General features: G+C 67.4%; 25 protein-coding genes. All 25 read left to right on the top strand.

The annotated features are described in order from the left end of the window. The first annotated feature begins 6 nt into the window (after nt 1–6). Nucleotides 7–1200 (top strand): elongation factor Tu, encoded by a 1194-nt coding sequence (gene tuf / locus EDD30_RS15185; protein ID WP_071803318.1) that lies wholly within the window; start codon nt 7–9, stop codon nt 1198–1200. Nucleotides 1201–1613: 413 nt separating this feature from the next. Next, a complete protein-coding gene (gene rpsJ, locus EDD30_RS15180; protein WP_007073037.1) occupies nt 1614–1922 on the top strand; it encodes a 30S ribosomal protein S10 in 309 nt (102 codons plus the stop codon). 11 nt (nt 1923–1933) lie between these two features. Beyond that, nucleotides 1934–2587, top strand: a complete 654-nt coding sequence (rplC, locus tag EDD30_RS15175; RefSeq protein ID WP_071803319.1) for a 50S ribosomal protein L3 — start codon at nt 1934–1936, stop codon at nt 2585–2587. Next, entirely contained in the window at nt 2584–3234 is a 651-nt protein-coding gene (gene rplD / locus EDD30_RS15170; RefSeq protein ID WP_071803320.1) for a 50S ribosomal protein L4, read from the top strand. The genes rplC and rplD overlap by 4 nt, the downstream gene beginning before the upstream one ends. Next, nucleotides 3231–3533 (top strand): 50S ribosomal protein L23, encoded by a 303-nt coding sequence (rplW, locus tag EDD30_RS15165; protein WP_015618995.1) that lies wholly within the window; start codon nt 3231–3233, stop codon nt 3531–3533. The genes rplD and rplW overlap by 4 nt, the downstream gene beginning before the upstream one ends. 14 nt (nt 3534–3547) lie before the next feature. Then, complete coding sequence (gene rplB / locus EDD30_RS15160) at nt 3548–4387, top strand: 50S ribosomal protein L2 (RefSeq protein ID WP_071803321.1); 840 nt, start codon at nt 3548–3550, stop codon at nt 4385–4387. A gap of 13 nt (nt 4388–4400) precedes the next feature. Then, entirely contained in the window at nt 4401–4682 is a 282-nt protein-coding gene (rpsS, locus tag EDD30_RS15155) for a 30S ribosomal protein S19 (RefSeq protein ID WP_071803322.1), read from the top strand. Nucleotides 4683–4715: 33 nt separating this feature from the next. After that, nucleotides 4716–5192, top strand: coding sequence for a 50S ribosomal protein L22 (gene rplV / locus EDD30_RS15150; RefSeq protein ID WP_071803323.1), 477 nt, complete (start codon nt 4716–4718; stop codon nt 5190–5192). Next, the gene (gene rpsC, locus EDD30_RS15145) at nt 5192–6031 is read left to right on the top strand and encodes a 30S ribosomal protein S3 (RefSeq protein WP_071803324.1); all 840 of its coding nucleotides are present in this window, start codon (nt 5192–5194) and stop codon (nt 6029–6031) included. The genes rplV and rpsC overlap by 1 nt, the downstream gene beginning before the upstream one ends. Nucleotides 6032–6034: 3 nt before the next feature. Continuing rightward, complete coding sequence (gene rplP / locus EDD30_RS15140) at nt 6035–6460, top strand: 50S ribosomal protein L16 (protein ID WP_014687763.1); 426 nt, start codon at nt 6035–6037, stop codon at nt 6458–6460. Continuing rightward, nucleotides 6460–6693 (top strand): 50S ribosomal protein L29, encoded by a 234-nt coding sequence (gene rpmC, locus EDD30_RS15135; RefSeq protein WP_071803325.1) that lies wholly within the window; start codon nt 6460–6462, stop codon nt 6691–6693. Before rplP ends, rpmC begins: the two co-directional genes overlap by 1 nt. Beyond that, on the top strand, nt 6690–6965 hold the full coding sequence (gene rpsQ / locus EDD30_RS15130) for a 30S ribosomal protein S17 (RefSeq protein ID WP_071803326.1): 276 nt from the start codon (nt 6690–6692) through the stop codon (nt 6963–6965). The genes rpmC and rpsQ overlap by 4 nt, the downstream gene beginning before the upstream one ends. A gap of 94 nt (nt 6966–7059) precedes the next feature. Continuing rightward, nucleotides 7060–7428 (top strand): 50S ribosomal protein L14, encoded by a 369-nt coding sequence (rplN, locus tag EDD30_RS15125; protein ID WP_023358185.1) that lies wholly within the window; start codon nt 7060–7062, stop codon nt 7426–7428. Next, nucleotides 7425–7745 carry a 50S ribosomal protein L24 gene (gene rplX, locus EDD30_RS15120; protein WP_123678295.1) on the top strand — a complete coding sequence of 107 codons (321 nt, stop codon included), beginning with the start codon at nt 7425–7427 and terminating at the stop codon, nt 7743–7745. The genes rplN and rplX overlap by 4 nt, the downstream gene beginning before the upstream one ends. Then, entirely contained in the window at nt 7745–8314 is a 570-nt protein-coding gene (gene rplE, locus EDD30_RS15115) for a 50S ribosomal protein L5 (RefSeq protein WP_071803328.1), read from the top strand. Before rplX ends, rplE begins: the two co-directional genes overlap by 1 nt. A 2-nt stretch (nt 8315–8316) precedes the next feature. Continuing rightward, nucleotides 8317–8502, top strand: coding sequence for a type Z 30S ribosomal protein S14 (locus tag EDD30_RS15110; protein ID WP_014440734.1), 186 nt, complete (start codon nt 8317–8319; stop codon nt 8500–8502). A 124-nt stretch (nt 8503–8626) separates the two neighbouring features. Then, nucleotides 8627–9034, top strand: coding sequence for a 30S ribosomal protein S8 (rpsH, locus tag EDD30_RS15105; protein ID WP_071803329.1), 408 nt, complete (start codon nt 8627–8629; stop codon nt 9032–9034). Nucleotides 9035–9047: 13 nt separating this feature from the next. Beyond that, nucleotides 9048–9590 carry a 50S ribosomal protein L6 gene (rplF, locus tag EDD30_RS15100; RefSeq protein ID WP_071803330.1) on the top strand — a complete coding sequence of 181 codons (543 nt, stop codon included), beginning with the start codon at nt 9048–9050 and terminating at the stop codon, nt 9588–9590. Continuing rightward, the gene (rplR, locus tag EDD30_RS15095) at nt 9587–9982 is read left to right on the top strand and encodes a 50S ribosomal protein L18 (RefSeq protein ID WP_071803331.1); all 396 of its coding nucleotides are present in this window, start codon (nt 9587–9589) and stop codon (nt 9980–9982) included. Before rplF ends, rplR begins: the two co-directional genes overlap by 4 nt. Nucleotides 9983–9994: 12 nt before the next feature. Continuing rightward, nucleotides 9995–10615 (top strand): 30S ribosomal protein S5, encoded by a 621-nt coding sequence (rpsE, locus tag EDD30_RS15090; protein WP_071803332.1) that lies wholly within the window; start codon nt 9995–9997, stop codon nt 10613–10615. Then, a complete protein-coding gene (gene rpmD / locus EDD30_RS15085; RefSeq protein ID WP_071803333.1) occupies nt 10615–10797 on the top strand; it encodes a 50S ribosomal protein L30 in 183 nt (60 codons plus the stop codon). The genes rpsE and rpmD overlap by 1 nt, the downstream gene beginning before the upstream one ends. Continuing rightward, nucleotides 10797–11240 carry a 50S ribosomal protein L15 gene (gene rplO / locus EDD30_RS15080; RefSeq protein ID WP_071803334.1) on the top strand — a complete coding sequence of 148 codons (444 nt, stop codon included), beginning with the start codon at nt 10797–10799 and terminating at the stop codon, nt 11238–11240. Before rpmD ends, rplO begins: the two co-directional genes overlap by 1 nt. Before the next feature lie 275 nt (nt 11241–11515). Beyond that, nucleotides 11516–12862 (top strand): preprotein translocase subunit SecY, encoded by a 1347-nt coding sequence (secY, locus tag EDD30_RS15075; RefSeq protein WP_071803335.1) that lies wholly within the window; start codon nt 11516–11518, stop codon nt 12860–12862. A 74-nt stretch (nt 12863–12936) separates the two neighbouring features. Continuing rightward, entirely contained in the window at nt 12937–13590 is a 654-nt protein-coding gene (locus EDD30_RS15070) for an adenylate kinase (protein WP_071803336.1), read from the top strand. A 79-nt stretch (nt 13591–13669) separates the two neighbouring features. Continuing rightward, nucleotides 13670–14524: a type I methionyl aminopeptidase gene (map, locus tag EDD30_RS15065; protein ID WP_071803337.1), complete on the top strand. Its 855-nt coding sequence runs from the start codon at nt 13670–13672 to the stop codon at nt 14522–14524. Nucleotides 14525–14607: the final 83 nt, after the last annotated feature.

Below are 14607 nucleotides of genomic sequence, written 5' to 3'. Positions count from 1 at the left end.
ACACCAGTGGCGAAGGCGAAGTTCGAGCGGACTAAGCCGCACGTCAACATCGGCACCATTGGTCACATCGACCACGGTAAGACGACGCTGACTGCGGCCATCACGAAGGTCCTGCACGACGAGTACCCGGACCTGAACCCGTACACCCCGTTCGACGAGATCGACAAGGCGCCGGAGGAGAAGGCCCGCGGCATCACGATCTCGATCGCACACGTCGAGTACCAGACCGCGGCGCGCCACTACGCGCACGTGGACTGCCCCGGCCACGCCGACTACATCAAGAACATGATCACCGGTGCCGCGCAGATGGACGGCGCGATCCTGGTGGTCGCCGCGACCGACGGCCCGATGCCGCAGACCAAGGAGCACGTGCTCCTGGCCCGCCAGGTCGGCGTTCCGTACATCGTCGTCGCCCTGAACAAGAGCGACATGGTCGAGGACGAGGAGCTCCTGGAGCTCGTCGAGCTCGAGGTCCGCGAGCTGCTGAGCACCTACGAGTTCCCGGGCGACGACCTTCCGGTCGTGCGCGTCTCGGCGCTCAAGGCGCTCGAGGGCGACCCGGAGTGGACCGGCAAGCTCATGGAGCTGATGAACGCGGTCGACACCGCGATCCCGCAGCCCGAGCGTGAGACCGAGAAGCCGTTCCTCATGCCGATCGAGGACGTCTTCACGATCACCGGTCGCGGTACGGTCGTCACCGGCCGGGCCGAGCGCGGCATCCTCAAGCCGAACGAGGAGGTCGAGATCGTGGGTATCCGCGAGAAGTCGACCAAGACCGTTTGCACCGGCATCGAGATGTTCCGCAAGCTGCTCGACGAGGCCCGCGCGGGCGAGAACGTCGGCCTCCTGCTGCGCGGTATCAAGCGCGAGGACGTCGAGCGCGGCATGGTCGTTGTGAAGCCGGGCACCACGACTCCGCACACGGAGTTCGAGGGCCAGGTCTACATCCTCTCGAAGGAAGAGGGCGGCCGTCACACGCCGTTCTTCCAGAACTACCGTCCGCAGTTCTACTTCCGTACCACGGACGTCACCGGCGTCGTCACGCTGCCCGAGGGCACCGAGATGGTCATGCCGGGCGACTCCACCTCCATGTCGGTCAAGCTGATCCAGCCGATCGCCATGGAGCAGGGTCTGAAGTTCGCGATCCGCGAGGGTGGCCGCACCGTCGGCGCCGGAACGGTCACGAAGATCAACGTCTGATTGAGGATTGCCCACGCCGGCTCCCGCGCGCTGTGACGTGCGACTCGGAGCGGGCCGTGGGCGACCCCCAACGGTGACCCCGATTAGCTTTGCCGCGATCGATACGGCATACTAGTCAGGTTGCGTCCGCGCAGGGTGGTTGGCGGCCTTTGCAGTTTGGCAGCCAACCACCCTCGCCCGGTGTCCGGTGTGTGTCAGCGCCGCCGGTCGCCCCGATCCCGACGGATGGGGTTGCTCCCCACGGAGCCGCTCCGCGGGCATGATCGCTCCAGATCTTTGGGGCGGAGCCTGGTTCCACAGCGCGACACGCCCGACCGCGGGGGTCGGACAACGCAGGATCAACGGTCCTGCGGGCATGCGAGGGCCACCGCTTTCGCACGTAGCGGCATCGAGAGAAGGAAACAGAAGCCACCATGGCGGGACAGAAGATCCGCATCCGGCTCAAGGCCTATGACCACGAGGTCGTCGACTCCTCGGCACGGAAGATCGTCGAGACGGTGACGCGGACCGGGGCGCAGGTCGCGGGCCCGGTGCCGCTGCCCACGGAGATCAACCGTTTCTGCGTGATCCGTTCGCCGCACAAGTACAAGGACTCGCGCGAGCACTTCGAGATGCGCACGCACAAGCGTCTGATCGACATCATCGACCCGACTCCGAAGACGGTCGACTCGCTCATGCGCCTCGACCTGCCGGCTGGCGTCGACATCGAGATCAAGCTGTAGGGATCCGGACAATGGACAGGCAAGTGAAGGGCATCCTGGGCGCCAAGCTCGGCATGACCCAGGTCTGGGACAACAACAAGGTCGTCCCGGTAACCGTGGTGCAGGCCGGCCCGTGCGTCGTGACCCAGGTCCGCACCCCCGAGACTGACGGCTACTCCGCGGTGCAGCTGGCCTACGGCCAGATCGACCCGCGCAAGGCGAACAAGCCGGAGAGTGGCCACTTCGCCAAGGCGAACGTGTCGCCGCGCCGCCACATCGTGGAGCTGCGCACCACCGACGCGGGTGAGTACGAGCTCGGCCAGGAGGTCACCGTCGAGGCGTTCACGGTCGGTGCGCCGATCGACGTCACCGGTAAGACCAAGGGCAAGGGCTACGCCGGTGTCATGAAGCGGCACGGCTTCCACGGCCTCAAGGGCAGCCACGGTGTCGAGCGCAAGCACCGCTCGCCCGGTTCGATCGGCGCCTGCGCCACCCCCGGCCGTGTCTTCAAGGGCACCCGGATGGCGGGCCGGATGGGCAGCAAGCGCTTCACCGTGCAGAACCTCACGGTGCAGGCGGTCGACACCGAGAACAACCTGCTGCTCGTCAAGGGCGCCGTTCCCGGCCCCAAGGGTGCGCTGATCCTGGTCCGTACGGCGGCGAAGAAGAAGGGTGGTGCCAAGTGAGCTCGGTTGACGTGATCAACGCTGAGGGCACTAAGGCCGGCTCGGTCGAGCTGCCCGACGACATCTTCGACGTGCAGGCGAACATCCCGCTGATGCACCAGGTCGTCGTCGCCCAGCTCGCGGCGGCCCGCCAGGGTACGCACAAGGCGAAGACCCGCGGCGAGGTCGCCGGTGGCGGCAAGAAGCCGTACAAGCAGAAGGGAACCGGTCGCGCCCGCCAGGGCTCGATCCGCGCCCCGCAGTTCACCGGTGGTGGCGTCGTGCACGGTCCCGTGCCGCGTGACTACAGCCAGCGGACCCCGAAGAAGATGAAGGCCGCCGCTCTGCGGGGCGCCCTCTCCGACCGGGCCCGCGACGGCCGCGTCCACGTGGTCGAGGCGTTCGTCGCCGGCACCACGCCGTCGACGAAGGCCGCGGTGGCGACGCTGCGCAAGGCGACCCAGTCCGTCAAGGTCCTGGTCGTGTTGAGCAGCCAGGACGAACTGAACTGGATGTCGCTGCGCAACGAGCCGACGGTGCACCTCATCGAGGCCGGCCAGCTCAACACGTACGACGTGCTGGTCGCCGACGAGGTCGTCTTCACCAAGGACGCGCTCGAGGAGTTCCTCGGCGTTCCGGCAGAGGCCTCCGAGGAGGGGAACAAGTGAGCACGATCGCCGACCCGCGCGACGTCATCATCGCGCCCGTGGTCTCCGAGAAGAGCTACAGCGTTCTCGACCAGAACTGGTACACGTTCCTCGTCCACCCGGACGCGAACAAGACCCAGATCAAGATCGCGATCCAGCAGATCTTCGACGTCCGCGTGCTGACGGTGAACACCGCGAACCGCGAGGGCAAGCGCAAGCGCACCCGCACCGGCTTCGGTCAGCGCAAGGCGACCAAGCGCGCCATGGTGAAGCTGGCTGACGGTGACCGTATCGAGGCCTTCGGCGGCCCGGTCAGCTAAGGGGTTTGTGAATCATGGGTATCCGTAAGTACAAGCCGACCACGCCGGGCCGTCGCGGCTCCAGCGTGGCGGACTTCGCCGAGATCACCCGGTCGACGCCGGAGAAGTCTCTGCTCGCCCCGCTGCCCAAGAAGGGTGGTCGCAACGTCCACGGCCGCATCACCACGCGGCACCAGGGCGGCGGCCACAAGCGGCAGTACCGGCTGATCGACTTCAAGCGCAACGACAAGGACGGCGTGCCGGCCAAGGTCGCTCACATCGAGTACGACCCCAACCGCACCGCCCGCATCGCGCTGCTGCACTACGCGGACGGCGAGAAGCGCTACATCGTCGCGCCGAAGGACCTCAAGCAGGGCGACCGGGTGGAGTCGGGTCCGGGCTCGGACATCAAGCCCGGCAACAACCTGCCCCTGCGCAACATCCCGGTCGGTACGACGGTCCACAACGTGGAGCTTCGTCCCGGCGGTGGCGCCAAGCTGGCCCGTTCGGCCGGCGTCGGCATCCAGCTGCTCGGCCGTGAGGGCGCGTACGCCACGCTGCGTATGCCCTCGGGCGAGATCCGTCGCGTCGACGTGCGCTGCCGCGCCACCGTCGGCGAGATCGGCAACGCCGACCAGTCGAACATCAACTGGGGCAAGGCCGGCCGCATGCGGTGGAAGGGCAAGCGCCCGACCGTCCGTGGTGTCGCCATGAACCCGATCGACCACCCGCACGGTGGTGGTGAGGGCAAGACCTCCGGTGGTCGCCACCCGGTGAACCCGGCTGGTAAGCCGGAGGGCCGTACCCGCCGCAAGGGCCAGGAGAGCGACCGCATGATCGTTCGCCGCCGCTACGCCACCCGCAAGCGCGGGTAACGGGAGTTAAGAGATGCCTCGCAGCCTCAAGAAGGGCCCGTTCATCGACGACCACCTGCTCAAGAAGGTGGAAGTCCAGAACGAGAAGAACTCGAAGAACGTCATCAAGACCTGGTCTCGGCGCTCGACGATCATCCCCGACATGCTCGGGCACACGATCGCCGTGCACGACGGGCGCAAGCACGTCCCGGTGTTCATCACCGAGGCCATGGTCGGGCACAAGCTCGGCGAGTTCGCTCTGACCCGCACGTTCAAGGGTCACGAGAAGGACGACCGCAAGAGCCGTCGTCGCTAAGCAGTCCACGGATAAGAACAAGGGGTTACAGCGATGCCAGTCAAGGGCGACGCTCCGGCGCTTCCGGGCGCGCGGGCGGTTGCGCGCCACGTGCGCATCTCGCCGAACAAGGCGCGCCGTGTGATCAACCTCGTCCGCGGTCTGCCCGCGAAGGAGGCTCTCACGGTCCTGCAGTTCGCGCCGCAGGCTGCGAGTGAGCAGGTCTACAAGGTGCTCGCCAGCGCGATCGCGAACGCCGAGAACAACGAACGGCTCGACCCGGACGCGCTCCTGGTCAGCGAGGCGTTCGTCGACGAGGGCCCGACGCTGAAGCGGTTCCGGCCGCGGGCGCAGGGCCGGGCGTACCGGATCCGCAAGCGCACCTGTCACATCACCGTCGCGGTGGAGGCCGTCCAGGCCACCACGCCGGGCCGCAAGCCCGCCGCGAAGAAGGCCACTGCGGCCAAGTCGGCCACTCCGGCCGCCGAGGCCAAGCCGGCCGAGTCCCAGAGCACGGAAGGTGCCGAGTAATGGGTCAGAAGGTTCACCCCACCGGATTCCGGCTCGGCATCTCCACCGACTGGAAGAGCCGCTGGTTCGCAGACAAGCTCTACAAGGACTACATCGGCGAGGACGTCAAGATCCGCCGGATGATGTCCAAGGGCCTCGAGCGTGCCGGCATCTCCAAGGTGGACATCGAGCGCACCCGTGACCGGGTCCGCGTCGACATCCACACCGCCCGGCCGGGCATCGTCATCGGCCGCAAGGGCGCGGAGGCCGACCGCATCCGCGGCGAGCTCGAGAAGCTCACCGGCAAGCAGGTCCAGCTCAACATCCTCGAGGTGAAGAGCCCGGAGTCGGACGCGCAGCTCGTGGCGCAGGGCGTCGCCGAGCAGCTCTCCAGCCGGGTCAGCTTCCGCCGGGCGATGCGCAAGGCCATGCAGTCCGCGATGAAGAACCCGGTCTGCAAGGGCATCCGGGTGCAGGTCTCCGGCCGCCTCGGCGGCGCGGAGATGAGCCGCACGGAGTTCTACCGTGAGGGTCGCGTCCCGCTGCACACGCTGCGCGCCAACATCGAGTACGGCTTCTTCGAGGCCCGCACGACGTTCGGCCGCATCGGTGTGAAGGTCTGGATCTACAAGGGCGACGCCGTTCCGGGTCGCGAGGTCGCCCCCGAGGCGCCCGCGCGTCCGCGCCGCGACCGTGGCGACCGGCCCGAGCGTCCGCGCCGCGGCCGCTCCGGCTCGTCCGGCACGACCGCGGGTGGCACCGAGGCGGGGCGCGCCGCGCAGGCGCAGGCCGCCGCGCCCGCCGAGTCGACCGACACCGCCGCTGCTCCGGCTGCGGCCGAAACGCAGCAGGAGGGCTGACACATGCTGATGCCGCGTAAGCCCCCGAAGGGCTTCCGCAAGCCGCACCACCCGGACCGCCACGGCGCGTCCAAGGGCGGCAACCGGGTGGTCTTCGGCGAGTTCGGTATCCAGGCCCTGGAGCCGGCGTACGTGACCAACCGTCAGATCGAGTCGGCTCGTATCGCCATGACCCGTCACATCAAGCGTGGCGGCAAGGTCTGGATCTCGATCTTCCCGGACCAGGCGCTGACCAAGAAGCCCGCCGAGACCCGCATGGGTTCCGGTAAGGGCTCGCCGGAGTGGTGGGTGGCGAACGTCAAGCCGGGACGCATTCTCTTCGAGATGTCGTTCCCGAACGAGACGGTCGCGCGCGAAGCGATGCGTCGCGCGATCCACAAGCTCCCGATGAAGTGCCGCATCGTGACACGCGAAGTGGGTGAAAGCTGATGGCAGCGGGCGTTAAGGCAGCCGAGCTGCGCGAGCTCTCCGAAGAGGAGCTGATCTCGCGGCTGCGGGAGGCCAAGGCGGAGCTGTTCAATCTTCGCGTGCAGGGCGCGACCGGGCAGCTCGACAATCACCGTCGGCTGCAGGTGGTCCGCAAGGACATCGCGAAGATCTACACGATCATGCGTGAGCGTGAGCTGGGGCTCTCCTCCGCGCCGAGTGAGGTGACAGCATGAGTGAGAACGCTGCTGCTGCGCCGCGGGCTCAGCGCAAGGTGCGCGAGGGCCTCGTGGTCAGCGACAAGATGGACAAGACCGTCGTCGTCGAGGTCGAGGACCGTGTCAAGCACGCCCTCTACGGCAAGGTTCTCCGTCGTACCCGCAAGCTGAAGGTGCACGACGAGCAGAACGCGTGCGGCATCGGCGACCGGGTCCTGATGATGGAGACCCGTCCGCTGTCCGCCACCAAGCGGTGGCGAGTCGTGGAGATCCTCGAAAAGGCCAAGTGAGTGCGCTGGGCCGGTGCGAGCCGGCCCAGCCGCCCATCGTTCCGCCAAGCTTCGGGAGACTCTTCCGGAGAACTGGCAGACATAGGAGACAGACGTGATCCAGCAGGAGTCGCGACTGCGCGTCGCCGACAACACGGGTGCCCGGGAGATCCTGTGCATCCGCGTACTGGGCGGCTCCGGCCGCCGCTACGCGAGCATCGGCGACGTCATCGTGGCCACGGTCAAGGACGCCATCCCGGGTGCCGGTGTGAAGAAGGGTGACGTCGTCAAGGCGGTCATCGTTCGCACCGCCAAGGAGAGGCGCCGTCCCGACGGCTCGTACATCCGCTTCGACGAGAACGCCGCCGTCATCATCAAGGACGGTGGCGACCCCCGCGGCACGCGCATCTTCGGCCCGGTCGGCCGCGAGCTGCGCGACAAGCGGTTCATGAAGATCATTAGCCTGGCGCCGGAGGTGCTCTGACCGTGAAGATCAAGAAGGGCGACACGGTCGTCGTCATCGCCGGCAAGGACAAGGGCGCCAAGGGTAAGGTCATCGCGGCCTTCCCTCGGCAGGACAAGGTCCTGGTCGAGGGCGTCAACCGCATGAAGAAGCACGAGAAGATCCGCACGACGCAGCGCGGTTCCAAGACCGGCGGCATCGTCACGCAGGAAGCCCCCATCCACATCTCGAACGTGCAGATCGTGGACGACCAGGGCAAGCCGACCCGCATCGGTTTCCGCACCGACGAAAACGGCCAGAAGGTCCGCATCGCGCGTAGCACCGGTAAGGACCTGTGATGACTGCCGCTACCGAGACCAAGACTCTGCCCCGGCTGAAGCAGAAGTACCGCGGTGAGGTCATCCCCGCGCTTCAGGAGCAGTACAAGTACGGCAACCCCATGCAGGTTCCCGGCCTGGTGAAGGTCGTCGTGAACATGGGTGTGGGCGAGGCCGCGCGCGACGCCAAGCTGATCGACGGCGCCGTGAAGGACCTGACCACCATCACCGGCCAGAAGCCGCTGGTGCGGCGGGCCACCAAGTCGATCGCGCAGTTCAAGCTGCGTGAGGGCATGCCGATCGGCGCGAAGGTCACCCTGCGCAACGACCGGATGTGGGAGTTCCTGGACCGGCTGCTGTCCATCGCGCTGCCGCGTATCCGTGACTTCCGCGGGCTCGACGGGCGCAAGCTCGACGGGCACGGCAACTACACGTTCGGTCTGACCGAGCAGTCGGTGTTCCACGAGATCGACCAGGACAAGATCGATCGCACCCGTGGCATGGACATCACGGTGGTCACCACCGCCACGACCGACGAGGAGGGCCGGCAGCTGCTCAAGCTCCTGGGCTTCCCGTTCAAGGAGAACTGAGCATGGCTAAGAAGGCGCTGATCATCAAGGCGGCCGCGAAGCCGAAGTTCGCCGTTCGGGCGTACACCCGCTGCCAGAAGTGCGGACGCCCGCACTCGGTCTACCGCAAGTTCGGTCTGTGCCGGGTGTGTGTCCGGGACATGGCCCACCGCGGTGAGCTGCCCGGCGTGTCGAAGGCTTCCTGGTAACCCCGTCCGACCACCCCCGCCCACCAGCCCCTTGAACCGGACTGAAGGCGGATATCTGAAATACCGCTTCGCCGTAGGCCCGGCATGCTCTGGGAACCCCGGCGAGAAAGGTTGACGAATACCCATGACGATGACGGACCCGATCGCAGACATGCTTACGCGTCTGCGTAACGCCAACCAGGCGTACCACGACAAGGTGACCATGCCCTTCTCGAAGATCAAGGCGAACATCGCCGAGGTCCTCAAGGCCGAGGGTTACATCGCCTCCTGGTCGGCCGAGGAGCCCGAGGAAGGCGCCGTCGGCAGGCGTCTGGTCGTTGAGCTCAAGTACGGCCAGAACCGCGAGCGCAGCCTCGCCGGCATCAAGCGCGTGTCAAAGCCCGGCCTGCGGGTTTACGCCAAGTCCGACGAGCTCCCGCGCGTGCTCGGCGGCCTGGGCGTCGCGATCATCTCGACGTCCCAGGGCCTCCTGACCGACCGGCAGGCCCGCAAGCGGAGCGTTGGCGGGGAAGTCCTCGCCTTCGTCTGGTAACGGAGACTCTGACATGTCGCGAATCGGACGTAAGTCGATCCCGGTCCCGGCCGGCGTCGACGTCACCATCACGGGCCAGACCATCAAGGTCAAGGGCCCCAAGGGCGAGCTCTCGCACACCGTCGCCGAGCCGATCACGGTCGAGAAGGCGGAGAACGGCGAGCTGGTCGTCAACCGCCCCAACGACGAGCGCAAGGCCAAGGAGCTGCACGGCCTGTCGCGTACCCTCGTCGCCAACATGATCGTCGGCGTCACCGAGGGTTACAAGAAGACGCTGGAGATCAACGGCACCGGTTACCGGGTGACCGCCAAGGGCAAGGACCTCGAGTTCGCCCTCGGCTTCTCGCACCCGGTCAACATCGCGGCGCCGACCGGCATCACCTTCTCGGTCGAGAAGCCGACGCAGTTCACGGTCGCCGGCATCGACAAGCAGCTCGTCGGCGAGGTCGCCGCGAACATCCGGAAGATCCGCCCGCCGGAGCCCTACAAGGGCAAGGGCGTCAAGTACCAGGGCGAGGTCATCCGCCGCAAGGCTGGAAAGGCAGGTAAGAAGTGACCGCCACGCTGCTCAAGCGCCGCAATGGGGGCGGAGTCGCCTCCAAGCGCGCCGTCGGAAAGGCGCGTCGGCACTTCCGGGTCCGCAAGAACGTCCGCGGCACTGCCGAGCGTCCCCGTCTGGTCGTCACCCGGTCCACGCGGAACATCACCGCGCAGATCGTGGACGACCTCAAGGGCCACACGCTCGTCTCTGCCTCCACGCTCGACGCCTCCCTGCGGGGCACCGAGGGTGACAAGAGCGCCCTGGCCTCCAAGGTCGGCGCTCTCCTCGCCGAGCGGGCGAAGGCCGCGGGCGTGTCCAAGGTCGTCTTCGACCGCGGTGGCAACAAGTACGCGGGGCGTATCGCCGCGCTTGCCGACGCCGCCCGCGAAGCCGGACTCGAGTTCTAGGAAGGAAGACCAATGCCTGGTCAGCAGCGCCGTGGCGGAGGGTCCGGCGGTAACAACGAGGGCGGCCGCCGCGACAACCGCCGTGAGGGCGGCCGCGGTAACGCGCCCGTCGAGAAGACCCCTCACCTGGAGCGGGTCGTAGCGATCAACCGTGTCGCGAAGGTCGTGAAGGGTGGTCGTCGCTTCAGCTTCACCGCCCTCGTGATCGTCGGCGACGGTGACGGCACCGTCGGCATCGGATACGGCAAGGCCAAGGAGGTGCCCGCGGCGATCGCCAAGGGCGTCGAGGAGGCCAAGAAGCACTTCTTCAAGGTGCCCCGGATCGGCGCGACGATCCCGCACCCGATCACCGGCGAGGCCGCCGCGGGTGTCGTGCTCCTCAAGCCGGCCTCCGCCGGTACCGGTGTCATCGCCGGTGGCCCGGTGCGTGCCGTGCTCGAGTGCGCGGGCATCCACGACGTGCTGAGCAAGAGCCTCGGCTCGTCGAACCCGATCAACATCGTGCACGCGACGGTGGCCGCGCTGAAGGGCCTCGAGTCCCCGGAGGCGGTCGCGGCGCGCCGTGGCCTGCCGGTCGAGGACGTGGCCCCCGCGGCCATGCTGGCGGCGCGTGCGGAAGCGGCGGTGCGCTGATGGCACGCTTGAAGGTCACCCAGATCCGGTCCGAGATCGGCCGTAAGCAGAACCAGCGGGATTCCCTGCGGTCGCTGGGCCTGAAGCGGATCAACGATGTGGTGGTCAAGGAGGACCGCCCCGAGATTCGGGGCATGATCTTCGCCGTGAGCCACCTCGTGAGTGTTGAGGAGGTCGAGTAATGGCGATCAAGGTCCACCACCTCCGTCCGGCGCCCGGAGCCAAGACGCCGAAGACCCGCGTGGGTCGCGGTGAGGGCTCCAAGGGCAAGACCGCCGGTCGGGGCACCAAGGGTACGGGAGCCCGCAAGAACGTCTCGGCTGCGTTCGAGGGTGGGCAGATGCCCCTCCACATGCGCCTGCCGAAGATGAAGGGCTTCAAGAACAAGAACAAGGTCGTCTTCCAGGTCGTCAACCTGGACCGGCTCGCCGAGCTGTTTCCGAACGGTGGCGAGATCGGCCCGCTGGAGCTGGCCGACGCCGGCGCGGTCCGCCGTGGCCAGCTCGTGAAGGTGCTCGGCTCCGGCGACCTGAACGGCGTGTCGCTGCAGATTTCTGCGCACGCGTTCAGCGAGTCGGCCAAGGAGAAGATCGCAGCCGCCGGTGGTTCCGCCACCGAGCTGTGAGGCTTGCCGGGGATGCTGGCCCGGGTATCGCACCGATGCCCGGCCTGCATCCCCGTTGTGGCGTCTGACCAGGCATTTCACCGGGTTCGGCGGCACTGTTCCACCGCTTGCCGCGTAGCTCTTCGTCCCCGGGTGTTGCACAAGCGGCGACCGTGCCTCACGAGAGGCACGTCGGGCTGTTAAAGTCCGTTCCCAGCCAGGTATATCGGTCGTCCGGACCGATGCCTACCCCCATCCGCCGGTTTCAGGCGGCCACCTCGCGCAGGAGGAAGAAGTTGCTCTCCGCCTTTTCCAGTGCGTTCCGGACGCCTGACCTGCGCAAGAAACTGCTGTTCACAGTAGCGATCATCGCGGTCTATCGGCTCGGTGCCACATTGCCCAGCCCGGGCGTGTCCTACACCAACGTCCAGAACTGCCTCGACGCCGTGAACAGCAGCAACGCCGGCGGCGGGGTATTGAACCTGCTGAACCTGTTCTCCGGCGGCGCGCTGCTTCAGCTTTCCGTCTTCGCGCTGGGCATCATGCCGTACATCACGGCGTCGATCATCCTGCAGCTCCTCACCGTGGTGATTCCGCGCCTCGAGCAGCTCCGCAAGGAGGGCCAGTCCGGCCAGGCGAAGATCACCCAGTACACCCGCTACCTCACGCTCGGCCTCGCGGTCCTGCAGTCCGCGGCGTTCGTGGCGCTGGCCCGCAGCGGCCAGCTCTTCGCCGGTGCCTGCCCGCAGGACCAGTCGAACTTCGCGATCATTCCCGAGGGTCTGGGCATCCCGGACTGGCTCACGCTGACGATCCTGGTCATCACGATGACCGCCGGCACGGGCGTGGTCATGTGGCTCGGTGAGCTCATCACCGACCGCGGCGTCGGCAACGGCATGTCCGTGCTGATCTTCGCCTCGATCGCCGCCCGCCTGCCCAGCGAGGGTTGGACGATCAAGGAGACCAACGGCTGGGGCAAGTTCTGGCTCGTCATCGCCCTGGTCCTGCTGATCATCGCCGCGGTCGTCTTCATCGAGCAGGCCCAGCGCCGCATCCCGGTGCAGTACGCGAAGCGCATGATCGGCCGGAAGATGTACGGTGGCACCTCGACGTACATCCCGCTGAAGGTCAACCAGGCCGGTGTCGTGCCGGTGATCTTCGCGTCGTCGCTGCTCTACCTGCCGAACCTGTTCCTGAGGTTCTTCGACCAGAACAACCTCAAGGGCTACCAGCTCTGGATCCAGGACAACCTGGTCGACCCGACGAGCTGGATCTACATCCTGACGTACTTCCTGATGATCATCTTCTTCACGTACTTCTACGTCTCGATCACGTTCAACCCGACCGAGGTCGCCGAGAACATGAAGAAGTACGGTGGGTTCGTACCGGGCATCCGGCCCGGTAAGCCGACCGCCGACTACCTGGACTTCATCCTCAGCCGGATCACCCTGCCGGGCGCGCTGTACCTGGGCCTGATCTCGGTCCTGCCGAACTTCTTCTTCATCTGGCTCAACCAGGACCAGTACGTGAACTTCCCGTTCGGCGGTACCGCAGTGCTGATCATGGTGGGCGTGGGTCTGGAGACGGTGAAGCAGATCGAGAGCCAGCTCATGCAGCGCAACTACGAAGGGTTCCTCCGGTAGTGGGAGCGCGGAGCCGGGGGGCTCTCGCGTCCATCGTTTGCGAAGCTCGTTCTCACCGAAGCGAGGCGATGTAGGTGCGGCTGGTACTGGTGGGCCCTCCGGGGGCCGGCAAGGGGACCCAGGCTGAGTTCATCGCCGCCCATCTCGCCGTACCGAAGATCTCGACCGGTGACATCTTCCGGGCCAACGTGTCGCAGGGGACCCCGCTGGGGCTCGAGGCGAAGCGCTACATGGACGCGGGCAACCTCGTTCCCGACGAGGTCACCATCAACATGGTCCGTGACCGGCTCGCGGAGCCCGACGCCGGCGACGGCTTCCTGCTGGACGGTTTCCCGCGAACCGTCCCGCAGGCGTCGGCGCTGGACAAGCTCCTGGCGGACCTCGGCACCGCGCTGGACTTGGTGATGGAGCTCGTGGTCGACGACGACGAGGTCATCCGGCGGCTCTCCGGCCGCCGGACCTGCCGTGGCTGCGGCAAGATCTGGCACGTCGAGTTCGACCCGACGAGCAAGGAGAACATCTGCGACCGGTGTGGCTCCGAGCTGTTCCAGCGTGACGACGACCGCGCGGAGACCATCGCCAACCGGCTCGTCGAGTACGCGGACAAGACGGCGCCGCTGGTCGATTTCTACGGCGCCCAGGGCAAGCTGGTCGGCATCGACGCGACCGGGCCGGTGGAGGACGTCACCGTGCGGGCGATCGATGCGCTCCGCTCGTACGGCGGCTGATCCGCCACGACCTCACGAGGGCGCTGCTTCGGCAGCGCCCTCGTTTTTCGTCTCCGATGGTCACGCTAGGCTGACGCCCATGCGCCGTAGTGCCCAGGACATTCAGCTCAAGACCCCGGAACAGATCGAGCTCATGCGCGGCGCCGGCCTCGTCGTCGCCGCCGCGCTGGACGCGATGCGGGCGGCCGTCGCCCCCGGCGTCTCCACCGCCGATCTCGACGCCATCGCGGAGCAGGTCATCCGCGACAACGGCGCCGTGCCGTCGTTCAAGGGCTACCACGGCTTCCCCGCCTCGATCTGCGCGTCGGTCAACGAGCAGGTCGTGCACGGCATCCCCTCGGCCGCCCAGGTGCTGCAGGAGGGCGACCTGCTGTCGCTCGACTGCGGGGCGGTCCTGAACGGCTGGCACGGCGACTCGGCGATCACCGTCGGCGTGGGGGAGACCGATCCGGCCCTGCTGCGCATGGCCGAGGTGGCCGAGGACGCCATGTGGGCCGGCATCGCCGCCGCCGCCCGCGGCGCCGCGAACGGCCGCGGCCGGCTCACCGACATCTCCTTCCACGTGGAGAAGACCGTCCGCAAGGCGGGCCGCTACGGCATCGTCGACGGGTACGGCGGTCACGGCATCGGCACCGAGATGCACCAGGACCCGCACGTGCTCAACCACGGCAAGCCCGGCAAGGGCCCCCGCCTGGTGCCGGGCCTGGCCCTCGCCATCGAGCCGATGATCACCATGGGCTCGCCGCGCACCCAGGAGCTGGCGGACGGGTGGACGGTGACCACCCGGGACGGCTCGATGGCGGCGCACGTGGAGCACACCATGGCGTTGCTCGAGGACGGCGTGTGGGTGACGACGGCACCGGACGGCGGCCGGGCCCGGCTCGGCGATCTGGTGACCTCCCGCCAGCCGTCGCTGAACCCGCTCCCGGAGTAGCACCGGCCCCGGCGCGCTTGCTCGGGCACAGAGCAAATGGCCGTCCACGGGACCGCGAGGTGTGACACGGCCTGGCATCCTGG

Origin of the sequence: Couchioplanes caeruleus, from assembly GCF_003751945.1 — a bacterium.
GTDB lineage: Bacteria > Actinomycetota > Actinomycetes > Mycobacteriales > Micromonosporaceae > Actinoplanes > Actinoplanes caeruleus.
Note: the sequence above shows the minus strand (reverse complement) of the source record. Positions and strands in the feature narration are given on the sequence as shown.

Coding starts and splice junctions, on each gene's coding strand:
- rpsC (WP_071803324.1), top strand. CDS start 5,192: ATGGGTCAGAAGGTTCACCCCACCGGATTCCGGCTCGGCATCTCCACC.
- rpsJ (WP_007073037.1), top strand. CDS start 1,614: ATGGCGGGACAGAAGATCCGCATCCGGCTCAAGGCCTATGACCACGAG.
- rplC (WP_071803319.1), top strand. CDS start 1,934: ATGGACAGGCAAGTGAAGGGCATCCTGGGCGCCAAGCTCGGCATGACC.
- rpsQ (WP_071803326.1), top strand. CDS start 6,690: ATGAGTGAGAACGCTGCTGCTGCGCCGCGGGCTCAGCGCAAGGTGCGC.
- rpsS (WP_071803322.1), top strand. CDS start 4,401: ATGCCTCGCAGCCTCAAGAAGGGCCCGTTCATCGACGACCACCTGCTC.
- rplO (WP_071803334.1), top strand. CDS start 10,797: ATGGCGATCAAGGTCCACCACCTCCGTCCGGCGCCCGGAGCCAAGACG.
- rplB (WP_071803321.1), top strand. CDS start 3,548: ATGGGTATCCGTAAGTACAAGCCGACCACGCCGGGCCGTCGCGGCTCC.
- rpsE (WP_071803332.1), top strand. CDS start 9,995: ATGCCTGGTCAGCAGCGCCGTGGCGGAGGGTCCGGCGGTAACAACGAG.
- map (WP_071803337.1), top strand. CDS start 13,670: ATGCGCCGTAGTGCCCAGGACATTCAGCTCAAGACCCCGGAACAGATC.
- rplV (WP_071803323.1), top strand. CDS start 4,716: ATGCCAGTCAAGGGCGACGCTCCGGCGCTTCCGGGCGCGCGGGCGGTT.
- rplE (WP_071803328.1), top strand. CDS start 7,745: ATGACTGCCGCTACCGAGACCAAGACTCTGCCCCGGCTGAAGCAGAAG.
- rplF (WP_071803330.1), top strand. CDS start 9,048: ATGTCGCGAATCGGACGTAAGTCGATCCCGGTCCCGGCCGGCGTCGAC.
- rplP (WP_014687763.1), top strand. CDS start 6,035: ATGCTGATGCCGCGTAAGCCCCCGAAGGGCTTCCGCAAGCCGCACCAC.
- EDD30_RS15110 (WP_014440734.1), top strand. CDS start 8,317: ATGGCTAAGAAGGCGCTGATCATCAAGGCGGCCGCGAAGCCGAAGTTC.
- rpmC (WP_071803325.1), top strand. CDS start 6,460: ATGGCAGCGGGCGTTAAGGCAGCCGAGCTGCGCGAGCTCTCCGAAGAG.
- rpsH (WP_071803329.1), top strand. CDS start 8,627: ATGACGATGACGGACCCGATCGCAGACATGCTTACGCGTCTGCGTAAC.
- rpmD (WP_071803333.1), top strand. CDS start 10,615: ATGGCACGCTTGAAGGTCACCCAGATCCGGTCCGAGATCGGCCGTAAG.